This window comes from Dyadobacter sp. CY345 (assembly GCF_021502725.1).
Lineage (GTDB): Bacteria > Bacteroidota > Bacteroidia > Cytophagales > Spirosomataceae > Dyadobacter.
Window position 1 is genome coordinate 171,020 of the sequence record NZ_JAKFFS010000002.1, and the last position, 13,165, is coordinate 184,184.

Below are 13,165 nucleotides of genomic sequence, written 5' to 3' on the forward strand. Positions count from 1 at the left end.
GCTCCCGGTTACCTATGATTTCATCAGATAATATCAGATCACTTTCGTTAAAATTACTTACCTGCTTTCTTTCTGGCATGCTTGCAATTCCGGCATCTGCGCAAATTCACAACGGACAATTTCTTGAAAAGCTTCTTAAAAAGCACTCACAGCATTTGACAAGTGTCCTGGATAACCCTGATAAGTACGAAGTCCAGATTCTGTATACTAAAATTGACAGGAATAAGAAAAACGAGCCGCATTTTACGACCTACGGATATCATCTAAATAACAAACAATATTTTTATCCGGCGAGTACGGTCAAATTACCTGCCGTTTTGCTGGCTTTGGAAAAAGTCAATAAACTTAAAATTGACAAAAACACACCGATGCTTACCGGTGCAGACAGACCGGAACAAACAGATGTCAAAACGGATACCACCGCAGAAAATAAACTGCCCTCAGTCGCTCACTATGCAAAAAAGATTTTGCTGGCAAGTGATAACGATGCTTTTAACAGGTTGTACGAATTTATAGGACAGGCAGATTTTAATGATTCTCTGCATGCGAAGGGATACAAAAATGTAAGAATTACGCATCGGTTGGAATCATCCATTGGGACGGAGAATAATCGTTATACCAATCCTGTAAAATTTGAGAAAGATGGAAAGGTGATTTATGAACAGCCAGGAAAATATTCAGATAAAAAATATACTGGAACTGAGACAATCAAAAAGGGTAAGGGATATCTGAAAAATGGCATTCTGGTAAACGAGCCGTTTGATTTTACTGAGAAAAACTTTTTCGCATTAGACGAACAGCATAAGCTTTTGAAAGCTATATTTTTCCCGGAGTCGGTTCCGGCACGTGAACGATTTGATCTCTCAAAAGAAGATTACAGTTTTCTGTATCAATATATGTCGCAGTTTCCGGTCGAAACTGAGTTTCCGGCGCATTATACGGATGATTATTACGATGGTTACTGTAAATTTCTTCTATTCGGCGGAACAAAAACCCGCTTACCAAGACATATTCGATTATTTAACAAAGCAGGAGATGCTTACGGGTATCTGCTGGATAATGCCTATATCGCAGATTTTGAGAAGGGTATTGAATTTATGCTGACTGCGGTGATTTATTGTAATGAAGACCAAATCTTCAACGATGATAAATACGATTATGAGACAGTTGGCCTGCCATTTATGCGTGATCTCGGAAAAGCAGTTTTTGATTATGAATTAGGCAGACACCGGTCGACGCGCCCGGATTTAAGTAACTTTGAGGTCAGATACGACAAATAATCAGGACACTTTGAGTTTCGGCTGCGGAGCGATCTGGCAAATATATAAATTGATCAAATGTCCGGTTATTAATAACGCTGAACCAAGGTATCCCAGCCATTGGAAAACAATATTGCGTTCTTCAAAAATTAGTGAAACAGCAAAAATCGCCAGTGCAACCCATAAGAAAAGGTTCACAAAAGATTTCTTGTGCCCGCGTGTTGCAAAATATACGGCTACGGCGTTTATTAAAATAAATAAGTAATCAAGGGAAATAAAGCCAATGTGCGCGTGGTGGTCGTGACCAAAAGTTGAGCCTAATGCAAGAACCGGCATAGCGATACAATGCACAATACAGAGCACTGAGCCAAGTATTCCTATATAATCCGCTTTGTTGTGAGTATGGCTGATTTTCATGCGCAAATACAATAAGGTTGCAAAAGTAACAGTAATCCGTATTATCTGCAACGATGTTGCAGAATATTTTGTTCAATATTTATGTGAATCTTGAAAAGAATTTATCTTTTCAAGGGTTTTGCTAAACTTAGAACTTAACTTTGGAACGCTAGGTTTTAGAATGAAGAGAACCAGACAAAGAATCTAACTTGGTTGAAAATGGAGCAGTTAAGAGAAACATTGAAAGGCCATCACCTGCGTACGACCACGTGCAGGGAAGATGTACTTTCTACATTTATAAATAGAAAAAATGCCCTTTCTCACGGAGATCTTGAAGGAGCGCTGGGCGAGAATTATGACCGTGTGACGATATACCGTACGCTAAAAACATTTTTGGAAAAAGGTATTATTCATAAAGTTTTAGATGACGAAGGGTTGAGATATGCGCTTTGTTCGCACCAGTGTTCGGAAGAAAAACATCATCACGATCACATCCATTTCAAATGTAATGCCTGTGGCAAAACAAATTGCCTTGAAAATCTTCGCATTCCAAATGTCGCTCTGCCGAGTGGATATGTGCCGGAGAGTTTCAATTTGCTGATTCAGGGAACTTGCCCGGAATGTCTTGCAAACTAGATTTAAATATTCATAAAAAAGCGGGTTCAGAAATTTCTGAACCCGCTTTTTTATACAACCCAATTATTTTACAACAAGGTTAAAATCAAGATTTACGTCATCACTTCCCGGCGTAGCAGTTCCGTTTTTTGCATTAGGCTGGTGACGAAGCTGAACTTTTAGTTTTCCTGTTCCCGCCGCTCCTGCTTTTGCCGTTCCGGTCAAACCAACGGGGAAATTATTGGCATCCTTATCTCCATAGGTATAAGTCAGCAACGAAGCTGGGGTAGGCGTGTAGATCAGTAAATGTTCGAAATCTTTTTCTTTGATTTCTTCGGTGATGTTTTCAACAGGTGTTTTACTCTCATCCAGAAATTCCGGCGTCAGCGTATAACTTGCGTTTGCTTTCAAGGAAATCGTATCAAATTTAGTCGGGGTATTTCCACCATCACCGTCCGGATCCTTGTATTCAAATTTGGTAACAGTTCCTGTACCCACTTCGGTAAAAGTCAGCGTAACTGAGGTGATCAGTTCATTTTCGTCATCAGCTTCAACTTCGTCGCCTGAGTCTTTGCATTGAGTAAATAATGTGGCCACGCCAATCAGCAACATCCAGGTTAATTTACGGCTCATAATCATATGGTATTTATTTATTTTGTAAAAAGAAAAGATTCTAAAATCAGGCACCAAATTTCCATTTGATACGCAGCGAAGCATTCCGGCCGATATCGTCCGAGTAATACCGGAAACGGTTCATGTAGTCTCGATAAATTGTATTGAAAAGGTTTGTCACAGAAATTCCGATTTCCAGCTGCTGTTTTTCAGAAAGATGGATTGTTCCGCCAGCTTGGATATTCCAAAGAGAATAGGCTGCTGGTGGTGGCAAAAAGTCACTGTTAGGCGGAACACGTTTTTGCCGTGCTACCCACAAATTTCCGGCCGAAACAAACAAATTATGCCATTTTCCAAATTCCGGAATGGTACATTTCATCTGATTGTCCCAACGGTTTGACGGAATCATAACCAGATAATTGTCATTACGCGTGTCGTAAGCTCTCAGATAACTCAGCTTACTTGTCAGTGTAAGATTCTTAATAAATTCCCAGTCGGCCGAAACATCAACTCCTTTAAAATTTGCATCGGTTTGTGTATATTTAAAATATGGAAAAGCACCTCTGACGGTCAGAATCGGATCTGGCTGAGGTTTTAAATAAATGAAATCCCTGATATAATTAAAGTACCCGCCAATTTCAATAGTTAGTTTTTCGCTCTGATATTTGACACTTGCAATGGTGTTAATCGCTTTTTCAGGACGCAAAGTAGAATCTCCGCGCTCGAATGCCGCAGCGCCATGGTGTACGCCATCGCTGAACAATTCACTGACATTCGGTGCGCGCCACGCACTTCCGGCGTTTAGCCGCGCAGAAAGTTTTTGGGAAAAGTTTCTTGTCGCACCGACCGTTCCTGATGCATTTGAAAATGTAAAATCATTTGAAACTTTCTGACGGCTTACAATCCGGTGCGTGCTCAGTGTCCGGTAATCATATCTGGCACCTGCTTCAAATTCCCAATTGTTTTTTACATATCGCTCAATCCAGAAAATGCCGATATTAAATTGATTAAAGTTTGGTATCAAAGGACGCCCTGACATCAAATTATACTGATATAAACTGCTCACACCAACCTGTCCTGTGATTTTTCCTGCAATCGGTTTGTGGTCCCAGATCACATCGTTTGTCAGCGTATTAAGTTTAAAGGTCAGTTCAGGACGGTTCAGGGAAGCTATGGAATCGTTACGGGGAACATGCAAATCGTATTCATTTCGATTATTGATCTGCTGGGCTATTGTCCACTGCAAACGGTTACCATCGTTGAAATGATAATGCGCCTCTGCTTTTATCAGGTCATGGGTCACATTCTGGTTGGGCCTTCCGATATTATAGGTAAATCCTGATTTAACAAATGGCTCTCCGTTTTTGATAACGTTAAGTAAATCGGTGACACTTCCGATATGAGATCCGGAGAAAATTCCGATTTTAGTATCGAAACGGCTGTAAAAAAGATCGATACCAAAACCTTTGTTGCGATATCCGGCACCTAACGAAAAGTTTTTCTCGCTGATCCCCGTGTTGTCGAGAAAATAATTAGGTGTACGAATATTTCCACCGCGTTTGATTGTTCCCTGGGCACGCCATCCAAAACCTGAAACGCCTTTGATGCCGCCTTGCAAAGTGGAAGAAGCAACACCCTGGCGGCCGTTTGTAAAACCGACCAGATTGACTTCGCCGCTAATCGCTTTGTCAAACGGCAGTTCTTCCGGTTCAACCAAAATGACGCCACCAATTGCATCGGAACCATAACGGACACCCGCGGCACCCTTGATAACCGACATGCGTGTGGCTACAAAAGGGTCAATTTCCGGCGCATGTTCAGAGCCCCATTGCTGGCCTTCCTGCCGAACGCCGTTGTTCATAATCAAAACCCGGTTGCTATGCAGGCCATGAATAACAGGTTTGGAAATGGACGACCCGGTTTGCATGGTGGTAACACCCGTTATACCTTTTAAACTTTCTCCAAGACTTTGTCCACGCGTTTTTTCCAGTGCACTCCCCGTTAAAATTTCCAAAGGCTGAGAACTTGGCGCATCTGTCCGGTGTGCAGTGATTTCGACATCTTTTAAATGAACTTCCTGTTCTTCAAGATCAAAATTTTCTTCATGCCCGGCAGTAAGATCGAGCGACTCTTTGTGGGCAATATATCCGACGATTCGCACTTCCAGTTTATAGTTTCCAGGACACAAATTTCGAATTTCATACCGACCTTTCTCATCGGTAAATACGCCATTTGTCGTTCCTGAAAGCAATACCGTCGCCCCAATTATTGGTTGTCCGCTATGCTGATCGCGAACGATACCTTTAACAAAGCAGGCACAATCTGGATTTTGCGCAAAGCCGGCGGAAAAAATGACCAGCATAAGTATCAATAAAAAATAATTTCTCATCCGGTATATGGAGAACAGAATTATCTAAATCCTATTATCTCCGTCTTATGTTCTATAAAAGGAGTGAAAGCGGTTTACAGGACAAATCTGTAATGTTACAATGTTGCAAAAATACAATACATGCAACTGTGTTGCAATATTATTTTAGGTTTTATTTTTAACAATATATTTAATCCGATTAATTTTGCTTGCTGATTATGAATGAGAAAGCGCGTTTTAGCGTATTATAAATTTAAAAAAGTGTCTGATCTTTTATTAATAAAATTACTTTTAATGCCTCCTCTCATTGCAGGTGTCACACTCAGCGTGAGGAAATGGGGAGAAGGTTTTGGAGGGTGGATAGGAGGGTTTCCCTGGGTTGCAGGGCCGATCTCGTTTTTTATTGCCATGGAAAACGGGCCGATTTTCGCTGCGTCTACGATTCCATCTGCTTTGATGGGGTCTATCGGTACCACATTTTTTGCTTTGATATATTCTGTCGTCGCACCAAGACTATCTTGGCTTCCGACTGTCCTGATTAGTTATGTTGCATTCTTCGTTGTGGCGCTGGCTTCTCTGGGTAGAACTCCATCACTGCCTTTCGCAATAGGGCTGAATGTACTGGTTCTTTCAGGCGTTTTATTTATTTTTCCAAAGCCAAAAGGAAAAGCAGAGTATAGAAAACATCCGGTATATGACATTCCGTTACGAATGTTTGTAGCCACATTGTTTGTCGTTTTATTAACGCAGCTCTCTGATAAACTTGGCCCAACCTGGAGTGGAATTCTTACGCCATTTCCTATTATGACTTCCACACTTGCTGTTTTTACACATTCGCAGCAAGGTCCGCAAGCAGCGGCGAGGATATTATACGGGCTACTGCTTGCAGGATATGGCTTCGTGATATTTCTATTAGGTGTCTGGTGGATTGTTCCAAAAATGCCTTTGGGATTGGCTTACGGTATACTGGCAATTGTGACAATGACAGTAAATGCGTTGATGATCAGGTTGATAAAATGAAGAATTTGAAATTTAAATCCTTTCCAGTTTTACAGGATAAGTCTTCTTAGCATTCCATTGGCATACGTAAATATTTTCATCCTGGTCAATACAAACATCGTGGCAATGCATAAAAATCGGTTTTTCCTGAACCATCATTTGTAATTTTCCACCAATATATTCAGGTTTAGTACCGCCCGGGTTGGAAACAACTTTGTCTGATTTATCTAAAATGGTAACAAATCCTGAATTTGGTGTCTGATTGTAGTAGCGCAGTCGCGACCAGCAAACGCCGGCGTACAGATTATCGCCTTTGACAACTGGCCGGCACACAAAAGCGCCCGGTAGAAAAATCGTGGATAAATATTTCCCGTCCAGCGTAAAACGCTTGAAAGAATTATGAGCACGAGAAGTTACCAGCAAGGTTGGATTAGCCTTGTCGCGATAATCTACTGTAATACCATGTGCAGTAGAAAATTGGCTGTCCAGATCTCCCGAGCCGCCAAATTTGTCTATATACTCACCTTTCGGGGTGTATCGTAAAATCCATTGCGAACCATATCCGTCAGCAACATAGATCGTGCCGTCAGGACCGATGGCTGTTTCCGTTGGTTTGAAAGGGTCGGCTTCTTTGTATGCCCCGACTTTTGAAGGGTGCTCAATCGTCATTAAAACATTTCCCTTTAAATCTGTTTTAAAAACTTTCCCGTTCGTATCGCAGATAAATAAATACTCGGCTCCGTTCGCATTCCATAATGTCAGTCCATGTCCGCCTGGAAATTGATGGCCCCAACTATCCAGTAATTTTCCTGAACGGTCGTAAATTAGAATATTATTTTTAACCTCATCGCCAATCATGATCAGGCGTCCCTTGCTGTCCTGAACCATTTCGTGGCAGTTATCAATCGGAAACTTCAATGAATCAAGATTTCCCCAACCTTGTTGAACCCGATATTTGTGTGAACCATGCCCAATTGTCTCTCCATCCACTTTGGGTTTGGCATGAAGTATATAAAAAGGTTTAAAGGTCAATGCAGCTGTCGTTGCGGCAGCAAACTTGGCAAATTGTCGGCGGGTGTGTTTCTGATCCATGGATTTAGGTTTTCATGGAAAAGGCAAGGGGACAAATTTTCTCCCTATTTTTTACAAAAAAGAGCATACCGATTTTTAGTCGATATGCTCTTCTGATAAGTATAATTTTAAATATTTGAGCGTATTAAATGTTGTTATGAATTTCCGGAATATCGTTTTCCATAACGATTTAGCCAATCCATCAATTTATTTACATCCTGCACTTTGAACAATTCGCTTCCCGCACTCATGGTGGCCGCGGATCCGCAGGCAACGCCCATACGAACGGCTTCCCGCAAGGATTTTCCCTGTGAAAGTGTCCACACAATTCCTGCAACCATACTGTCACCGGCACCAACTGCACTCTTTTTCTTCACCGGTGGAGCCGGAATGTGCTCCACCTGGTCTTCCGTTACAAGCATCGCGCCCATTGCGCCCATAGAAACCACGACGACTTCACATTGATTACGGATTATTAATGAACGGGCAGCATCATCTACATCATCCATTTCCAATTTGTCAACACCAACAAGTTGGCTCAGCTCAGTAATATTTGGTTTTAACAAATAAACACCTGCTTCCATCGCGGATTTAAGTGCTTCACCTGATGCATCCGCAATAAATCGTGCGCCTTGTTTATGTGCAATTTTTGCAATCTGACCATAAAAATCATCTGGGGCACCGGGAGGCAAGCTGCCGCTCGCAATGATGTAAGAAGGTTTTGGATCAAATTCTTCTATCGTTTCCAAAATCGAACGAACTTCTGTCGGCATTAATTCAGACCCTGGCACACCGAAACGATACTGAAATCCGGTACTTGTTTCCAATACGTGAAAGTTTTCACGTGTCCATTGTTTTGTCTCAATAACCAGAGTTTCCACCCCCTCACCCTTCACAAGCTTGTGCAAACGTTGGCCGGTTGGGCCGCCAATCGTAAAAATGGCAATAGGATTTCCGCCCAGTCTGTGGATAGCTTTTGCAACATTGATCCCGCCACCGCCTGCTTCAAAATTTGGGGTATCGCAGCGAAGTTTATTTTCCGGTACGATGCGGTCTACATTTGCACTTTTATCCAGAGCAGGGTTAATAGTGAGCGTTACGATGGGTCCGGTAGCCATATTTTTTGAAATAATTTAATATAAAATTGAAACCAGTTACGAAGGATCATGTCTACTTGACGAAAGTACGTGAATATAAATATAAAAGTGACCGACGCCGTTTTCATTTTACATTATCTCCGATAAAATTGAAAGGTCTAACCCGTTTTACTCGGTAAGATTCCATCCGCCATCAACTGTCAAAATTTGTCCGGTTGTAAATTTTGACATATCGGACATGAAATAGACGGCAGCTCCGTCAAGATCGGACGGTAAACCAAATCTTCCTCCGTTCAGCGTTTGTTTTGCACTGATAAATTCCTCAATCTGCTGATCTTTATTTTCCGGACTTTCGATGATAGAAGGTGCTAAAACATTGATACGGATATTATTTGGTGCATAAGTTGCAGCAATCGATTTCGAAAATCCAAGTACTGCCGATTTTGCCGTGGCATAAGCGTGCGCAGAAAAATGTCCCGGAAAAGGAGTGAAGTCAAGCGCAGAACTCATATTCAGGATTGTTCCACCTTTGCCCATACCAAGAAAAGCCTGGACAGCTGCCTGGTTGGACAACATCAGGGATGTTAAATTAAGATCCAGCGTATTGTTCCAGCCACTTAAAGTAAGTTGGTGCAAAGGCCCGTCTCCATATTTTTTACCACTTCCGCCGGCCACGTGGTATAATCCATCGAAACTTCCGAATTCACGGATACATAATTGAATCGCTTCCAAAGCAGTGTTAGGCTGGGTTGCATCTCCTTGTTTTGCCCGTGACTGGCTCCCTAATTGTAGTTCTGCTACGAGGCAGTTTTCAGGATTTCTACCTACTACGACTACATTTCCACCATGTTTTACAAAAGCTTTGGCAGCCGAAAATCCCAACCCTGTTGTTCCTCCTATAATGACGATATTCTTATTTGACAGCCAATTTTCCATAATAGTTTTTAATTTTTTATGCAAAATAGAACTATTGATATAGAATATAAAATAAAAACGCCCTGCATCTCGCATAAAGCGTTGCAGGGCGTCTATTTATTCTGACAGAAATGTTTAAGCTACGGAACGAAGCAAAGACATCGATGATTTACTGAATTTTTCCTGAGCGTAATCCAAGGTCATTGTAAATTCTTTGATCTCTTTTTGAGATGGAAGATCAAACATAGCATCAGTCATGATGGATTCGCAAATGGCACGAAGACCACGAGCACCAAGTTTACAAAGCATGGCCTGATCAACAATGAAGTCAAGTACCTCTTCGGTGAAATGAAGCGTGATACCTTCCATTGCAAAAAGCTTGCTGTATTGTTTTACCAAAGCATTTTTTGGTTCAGTCAAAATACGGCGAAGCGTTTCGCGATCAAGTGGATTCAAATGCGTCAGGACAGGAAGACGGCCAATCAATTCGGGAATTAATCCGAAAGATTTCAAATCCTGAGCTGTTACGTAACGCATTAAATTGCCTTTGTCAAAAATTTCTATGATACGGTTGTCACCGGAAAATCCGATCGGGCGGGTATTGATACGTTTCGCAATATGGCGTTCGATACCATCAAATGCTCCTCCACAAATGAAAAGTATATTTTCGGTATTGATCGTAATCATCTTTTGATCAGGATGTTTACGTCCTCCCTGCGGCGGTACGTTGACGGATGAACCTTCAAGCAATTTCAAAAGAGCCTGCTGAACACCTTCACCGCTCACGTCACGTGTGATAGACGGATTGTCAGATTTTCTGGCAATTTTATCCATTTCATCAATGTAAACGATTCCGCGTTCGGCTGCTTCAACGTTATAATCCGCTGCCTGCAAAAGGCGGGTCAAAATTGTTTCAACATCTTCTCCAACGTAACCCGCTTCTGTTACTACGGTTGCATCTGCAATACAAAAAGGAACCTGAAGAATACGTGCGATCGATTTGGCAAGATAGGTTTTACCCGTTCCTGTTTCTCCAACCATGATAATGTTTGATTTTTCGATCACAACATCATCATCCGTTACGGTTTGATTAAGGCGTTTGTAGTGATTATAAACAGCCACAGCTAATGAACGCTTGGCCTCATCCTGACCTATCACATATTGTTCAAGAAAACGTTTGATCTCCGTTGGAGGGATCGATTTAAGTTTTGGTAACTTCGTTTTCTTATCCTTCTTATCGTCTTTTGCATTTAGCTCTTCGGTAATAACCTGATATCCCTGTGCAATACAATGGTTGCAGATATGGGCATCAATACCAGAGAGTAAAAGTTCAACTTCATTTTTTTTGCGTCCGCAAAACGAACAACTTACTTGTGCCATTGGTGAATATATACAGTTATTAAATTTACAACTATTAATCAGATACTTATCAAAACAACTGTACCGTGAAAAATTAATGGATACTTGATTACAACAAAAATAAAAAGGTCATTGTTTCAAAAGATTGAGATTCTAATGAATACATAATTTCCGAAAGTATATCGCATATCTTTTATCCTCAAAAAAGTTTCTGATCCACAAAGTTGTGGTTGAATCAAAAATGATGTAACCCAATTTTCCATCAAGATATAAGAAAACTTCTGCCAAAGTTCCGGCTTTTTGAGCGTGATACCAAATTCCTAAGTTACCGGAAAATAGAAATCGCCCGAAAGAGTGATCTCCGGGCGATTTTTTTAACAATCAGGTCGAAAAACTTATTTATCGCGAGTCAAAACTTCGTCGATAAGTCCGTATTCTTTTGCTTCATAAGCACGCAACCACTTATCACGGTCCGAATCAATACCGATTTGTTCAGCAGTCTGGCCAGTATGGTTTGCAAGAATTTCGTAAAGCTCGTGACGTAGTTTCACGATTTCACGTGTTGTAATTTCGATATCAACCGAAGTTCCCTGAGCTCCGCCAGATGGCTGGTGAATCATCACACGTGCATGAGGAAGGGCAGAACGTTTACCTGCCGCACCACCTGCAAGTAATACTGCGCCCATAGAAGCCGCAAGACTCGTGCAAACCGTTGCAACATCAGGACGAACGTATTGCATGGTATCATAAATCCCTAAACCTGCGTAAACCGATCCACCCGGGCTATTGATATACATCAGGATATCTTTCTTAGGATCAGCAGATTCCAGGAATAAAAGCTGTGCAACAACTATATTGGCAATGTTATCATCAACACCGGTTCCCATAAAAATGATACGATCCGCCATTAATCTTGAAAAAACATCCACTTCACGAAAGTTCATCGGACGCTCTTCAATAACCGAACGGGTCATGTTTTCAACAGAGTGGTTCATGTAACCGTCAACTGTAAGGCCACTCATTCCTAAATGATGAACGGCATATTTTCTAAATTCATTTCCGTGATTCATGAATAAACTTTAATTTAAAAATAATATGTAATGGATAGAGTACATCTTTCAAAGAACAAAAAGCCGCACCGCTTAGTTTCGAAATACGAATATGCTGATTTGTTTCTTTGTTCTTCACAAAATTGATTATTTCATTGTATAATCCTTGTCTGTTTCGGTTATAATTTGTCGAAAATTGCGAGAAGCAATTCTTTGAATGCTTTTTAACTTGCATTTGTTATTACGGAAAAGCCAATAATACGAGTAAAATTTAGTCTTTCAGAAAATCAGTGTTAAAATTTATTCTGCAATTACAGACTATGAACGATACAATAAGCCCATCAGAAAGAATTCGGCAGCTGCGTCTGCAAAAGGATTTGTCACAGGAAAATATGGCCGATATGCTTGGACTTTCAACTACGGCCTATGGTGATATGGAGAGAGGCCGGACAGAGCTTTCCTTTTCCCGCCTTGAAAATATTGCAAAACTGCTTGATATTTCATTACCTGCTCTTTTAGGTTTTGAAACAAAAACGCTTTCGGAAACCGAATGGCTGCGTCAGGAAAATGAAAGATTAATGACTGCAAACGCAAAGCTGCAAAATGAACTGGATCAGTGGAAGCAGCGGTTTGGTTCGTTGGTAACTTTGGAAATTGGTAGACAGGTGCAGCAGCATCGTGAGCCGATTGGGTTTTGATGTTTAAGCTTTTAAGAATAAAGTATATTTTCGATATAATTGACAACCAGTTTATTTACAGAATAAATTTGTGTATTTATGAAGCTAACCAGAACTTAAAATGGAAAGGTATATAAAATTTGAGAAGCCGATGCCGGAAGCAATTAAGAAGGCATTAAAGGATAAATGACAATGGCGGGAGAAAGTCCAGTCGGGAGAAATTAAATTGAGTCCATCTCAAAAAGTTTCATATAACCCGTGTTATGTTAAGTGACTGAACACAGAACAAGGGGGTCTGAGGGGTTTAGGCGAAGTTCTTGGTTTTGTACAAACACAGCGCGCTTCTCTCAGTTTGTCCCGGAGAAGGAGCTGCATCTTGAAATTACAAGCTAATTTTTAAAATATTTTTTTGAAATAATCTTGAATACGAAGGCTATTTTGGTAAAAATGCCTGCTCCTATTAATATTAGTAGCCACCAATATGGAAGCACCCATAAAAAGTAGTGTTGAAGTGCACCATAAGGCATTTCGTACCAAACTTTTGAAGTATAATTGGTGGTGTAAGCATCATCTCCGAGGCCCCAGCAGAAAGTAATTAAAATCATTACGAGCAAACCAGAAACGTAATATCTAGCTGCTGTATAAATGTTTTCCATCTAATTGTTTATTTGTGGTCAGCAGCATTTATTGTTAATAACTCAACATTATGGTCTCAGTAAACCTCCGTTTCCTAAGACCGGTGCCGGCC

13 protein-coding genes are annotated in these 13,165 nt (G+C 40.9%); 4 read left to right on the forward strand and 9 right to left on the reverse strand.

The window, feature by feature from the left end:
- Positions 1-14 precede the first annotated feature (14 nt).
- Positions 15-1,280 carry a serine hydrolase gene (locus tag L0657_RS10465; RefSeq protein ID WP_235150564.1) on the forward strand — a complete coding sequence of 422 codons (1,266 nt, stop codon included), beginning with the start codon at positions 15-17 and terminating at the stop codon, positions 1,278-1,280.
- Here the strand turns inward: L0657_RS10465 and L0657_RS10470 are convergent, their stop codons facing one another.
- Positions 1,281-1,676 carry a MerC domain-containing protein gene (locus L0657_RS10470; protein ID WP_235150565.1) on the reverse strand — a complete coding sequence of 132 codons (396 nt, stop codon included), beginning with the start codon at positions 1,674-1,676 and terminating at the stop codon, positions 1,281-1,283.
- 198 nt (positions 1,677-1,874) lie between these two features.
- Between L0657_RS10470 and L0657_RS10475 the strand changes: the two genes are divergently transcribed.
- Positions 1,875-2,291 carry a Fur family transcriptional regulator gene (locus L0657_RS10475; protein WP_235150566.1) on the forward strand — a complete coding sequence of 139 codons (417 nt, stop codon included), beginning with the start codon at positions 1,875-1,877 and terminating at the stop codon, positions 2,289-2,291.
- Between the two features lie 63 nt (positions 2,292-2,354).
- Here L0657_RS10475 and L0657_RS10480 read toward each other — a convergent pair whose 3' ends face one another.
- Together L0657_RS10480 and L0657_RS10485 are read right to left on the reverse strand one after the other, a co-directional pair.
- A complete protein-coding gene (locus L0657_RS10480) occupies positions 2,355-2,903 on the reverse strand; it encodes a hypothetical protein (RefSeq protein ID WP_235150567.1) in 549 nt (182 codons plus the stop codon).
- 46 nt (positions 2,904-2,949) lie between these two features.
- On the reverse strand, positions 2,950-5,271 hold the full coding sequence (locus L0657_RS10485; protein ID WP_235150568.1) for a TonB-dependent receptor: 2,322 nt from the start codon (positions 5,269-5,271) through the stop codon (positions 2,950-2,952).
- Between the two features lie 273 nt (positions 5,272-5,544).
- Here L0657_RS10485 and L0657_RS10490 point away from each other — a divergent pair, with 273 nt between their 5' ends.
- The gene (locus L0657_RS10490) at positions 5,545-6,270 is read left to right on the forward strand and encodes a hypothetical protein (protein WP_235150569.1); all 726 of its coding nucleotides are present in this window, start codon (positions 5,545-5,547) and stop codon (positions 6,268-6,270) included.
- Positions 6,271-6,282: 12 nt separating this feature from the next.
- Here L0657_RS10490 and L0657_RS10495 read toward each other — a convergent pair whose 3' ends face one another.
- From L0657_RS10495 to L0657_RS10515, 5 genes are all read right to left on the reverse strand, one after another.
- Positions 6,283-7,341: a 6-bladed beta-propeller gene (locus L0657_RS10495; RefSeq protein ID WP_235150570.1), complete on the reverse strand. Its 1,059-nt coding sequence runs from the start codon at positions 7,339-7,341 to the stop codon at positions 6,283-6,285.
- Positions 7,342-7,475: 134 nt separating this feature from the next.
- The gene (locus L0657_RS10500) at positions 7,476-8,438 is read right to left on the reverse strand and encodes a 1-phosphofructokinase family hexose kinase (protein ID WP_235150571.1); all 963 of its coding nucleotides are present in this window, start codon (positions 8,436-8,438) and stop codon (positions 7,476-7,478) included.
- A 147-nt stretch (positions 8,439-8,585) separates the two neighbouring features.
- Positions 8,586-9,353, reverse strand: coding sequence for an SDR family NAD(P)-dependent oxidoreductase (locus tag L0657_RS10505; RefSeq protein WP_235150572.1), 768 nt, complete (start codon positions 9,351-9,353; stop codon positions 8,586-8,588).
- A 114-nt stretch (positions 9,354-9,467) separates the two neighbouring features.
- The gene (clpX, locus tag L0657_RS10510) at positions 9,468-10,712 is read right to left on the reverse strand and encodes an ATP-dependent Clp protease ATP-binding subunit ClpX (RefSeq protein WP_235150573.1); all 1,245 of its coding nucleotides are present in this window, start codon (positions 10,710-10,712) and stop codon (positions 9,468-9,470) included.
- A 374-nt stretch (positions 10,713-11,086) separates the two neighbouring features.
- Positions 11,087-11,761: a ClpP family protease gene (locus L0657_RS10515; protein ID WP_235150574.1), complete on the reverse strand. Its 675-nt coding sequence runs from the start codon at positions 11,759-11,761 to the stop codon at positions 11,087-11,089.
- Positions 11,762-12,060: 299 nt separating this feature from the next.
- On the opposite strand from L0657_RS10515, the gene L0657_RS10520 reads away from it, so the two are divergent.
- Entirely contained in the window at positions 12,061-12,438 is a 378-nt protein-coding gene (locus L0657_RS10520) for a helix-turn-helix domain-containing protein (RefSeq protein ID WP_235150575.1), read from the forward strand.
- 368 nt (positions 12,439-12,806) lie between these two features.
- On the opposite strand, the gene L0657_RS10525 is transcribed toward L0657_RS10520, so the two are convergent.
- Complete coding sequence (locus tag L0657_RS10525; RefSeq protein ID WP_235150576.1) at positions 12,807-13,073, reverse strand: hypothetical protein; 267 nt, start codon at positions 13,071-13,073, stop codon at positions 12,807-12,809.
- Positions 13,074-13,165: the final 92 nt, after the last annotated feature.

What these genes read in the sequence shown, in the direction of transcription:
- L0657_RS10525 (WP_235150576.1), bottom strand. Translation starts at nt 13,073, where the DNA reads ATGGAAAACATTTATACAGCAGCTAGATATTACGTTTCTGGTTTGCTC.
- L0657_RS10515 (WP_235150574.1), bottom strand. Translation starts at nt 11,761, where the DNA reads ATGAATCACGGAAATGAATTTAGAAAATATGCCGTTCATCATTTAGGA.
- L0657_RS10505 (WP_235150572.1), bottom strand. Translation starts at nt 9,353, where the DNA reads ATGGAAAATTGGCTGTCAAATAAGAATATCGTCATTATAGGAGGAACA.
- L0657_RS10495 (WP_235150570.1), bottom strand. Translation starts at nt 7,341, where the DNA reads ATGGATCAGAAACACACCCGCCGACAATTTGCCAAGTTTGCTGCCGCA.
- L0657_RS10470 (WP_235150565.1), bottom strand. Translation starts at nt 1,676, where the DNA reads ATGAAAATCAGCCATACTCACAACAAAGCGGATTATATAGGAATACTT.
- L0657_RS10520 (WP_235150575.1), top strand. Translation starts at nt 12,061, where the DNA reads ATGAACGATACAATAAGCCCATCAGAAAGAATTCGGCAGCTGCGTCTG.
- L0657_RS10480 (WP_235150567.1), bottom strand. Translation starts at nt 2,903, where the DNA reads ATGAGCCGTAAATTAACCTGGATGTTGCTGATTGGCGTGGCCACATTA.
- L0657_RS10485 (WP_235150568.1), bottom strand. Translation starts at nt 5,271, where the DNA reads ATGAGAAATTATTTTTTATTGATACTTATGCTGGTCATTTTTTCCGCC.
- L0657_RS10490 (WP_235150569.1), top strand. Translation starts at nt 5,545, where the DNA reads ATGCCTCCTCTCATTGCAGGTGTCACACTCAGCGTGAGGAAATGGGGA.
- L0657_RS10465 (WP_235150564.1), top strand. Translation starts at nt 15, where the DNA reads ATGATTTCATCAGATAATATCAGATCACTTTCGTTAAAATTACTTACC.
- clpX (WP_235150573.1), bottom strand. Translation starts at nt 10,712, where the DNA reads ATGGCACAAGTAAGTTGTTCGTTTTGCGGACGCAAAAAAAATGAAGTT.
- L0657_RS10500 (WP_235150571.1), bottom strand. Translation starts at nt 8,438, where the DNA reads ATGGCTACCGGACCCATCGTAACGCTCACTATTAACCCTGCTCTGGAT.
- L0657_RS10475 (WP_235150566.1), top strand. Translation starts at nt 1,875, where the DNA reads ATGGAGCAGTTAAGAGAAACATTGAAAGGCCATCACCTGCGTACGACC.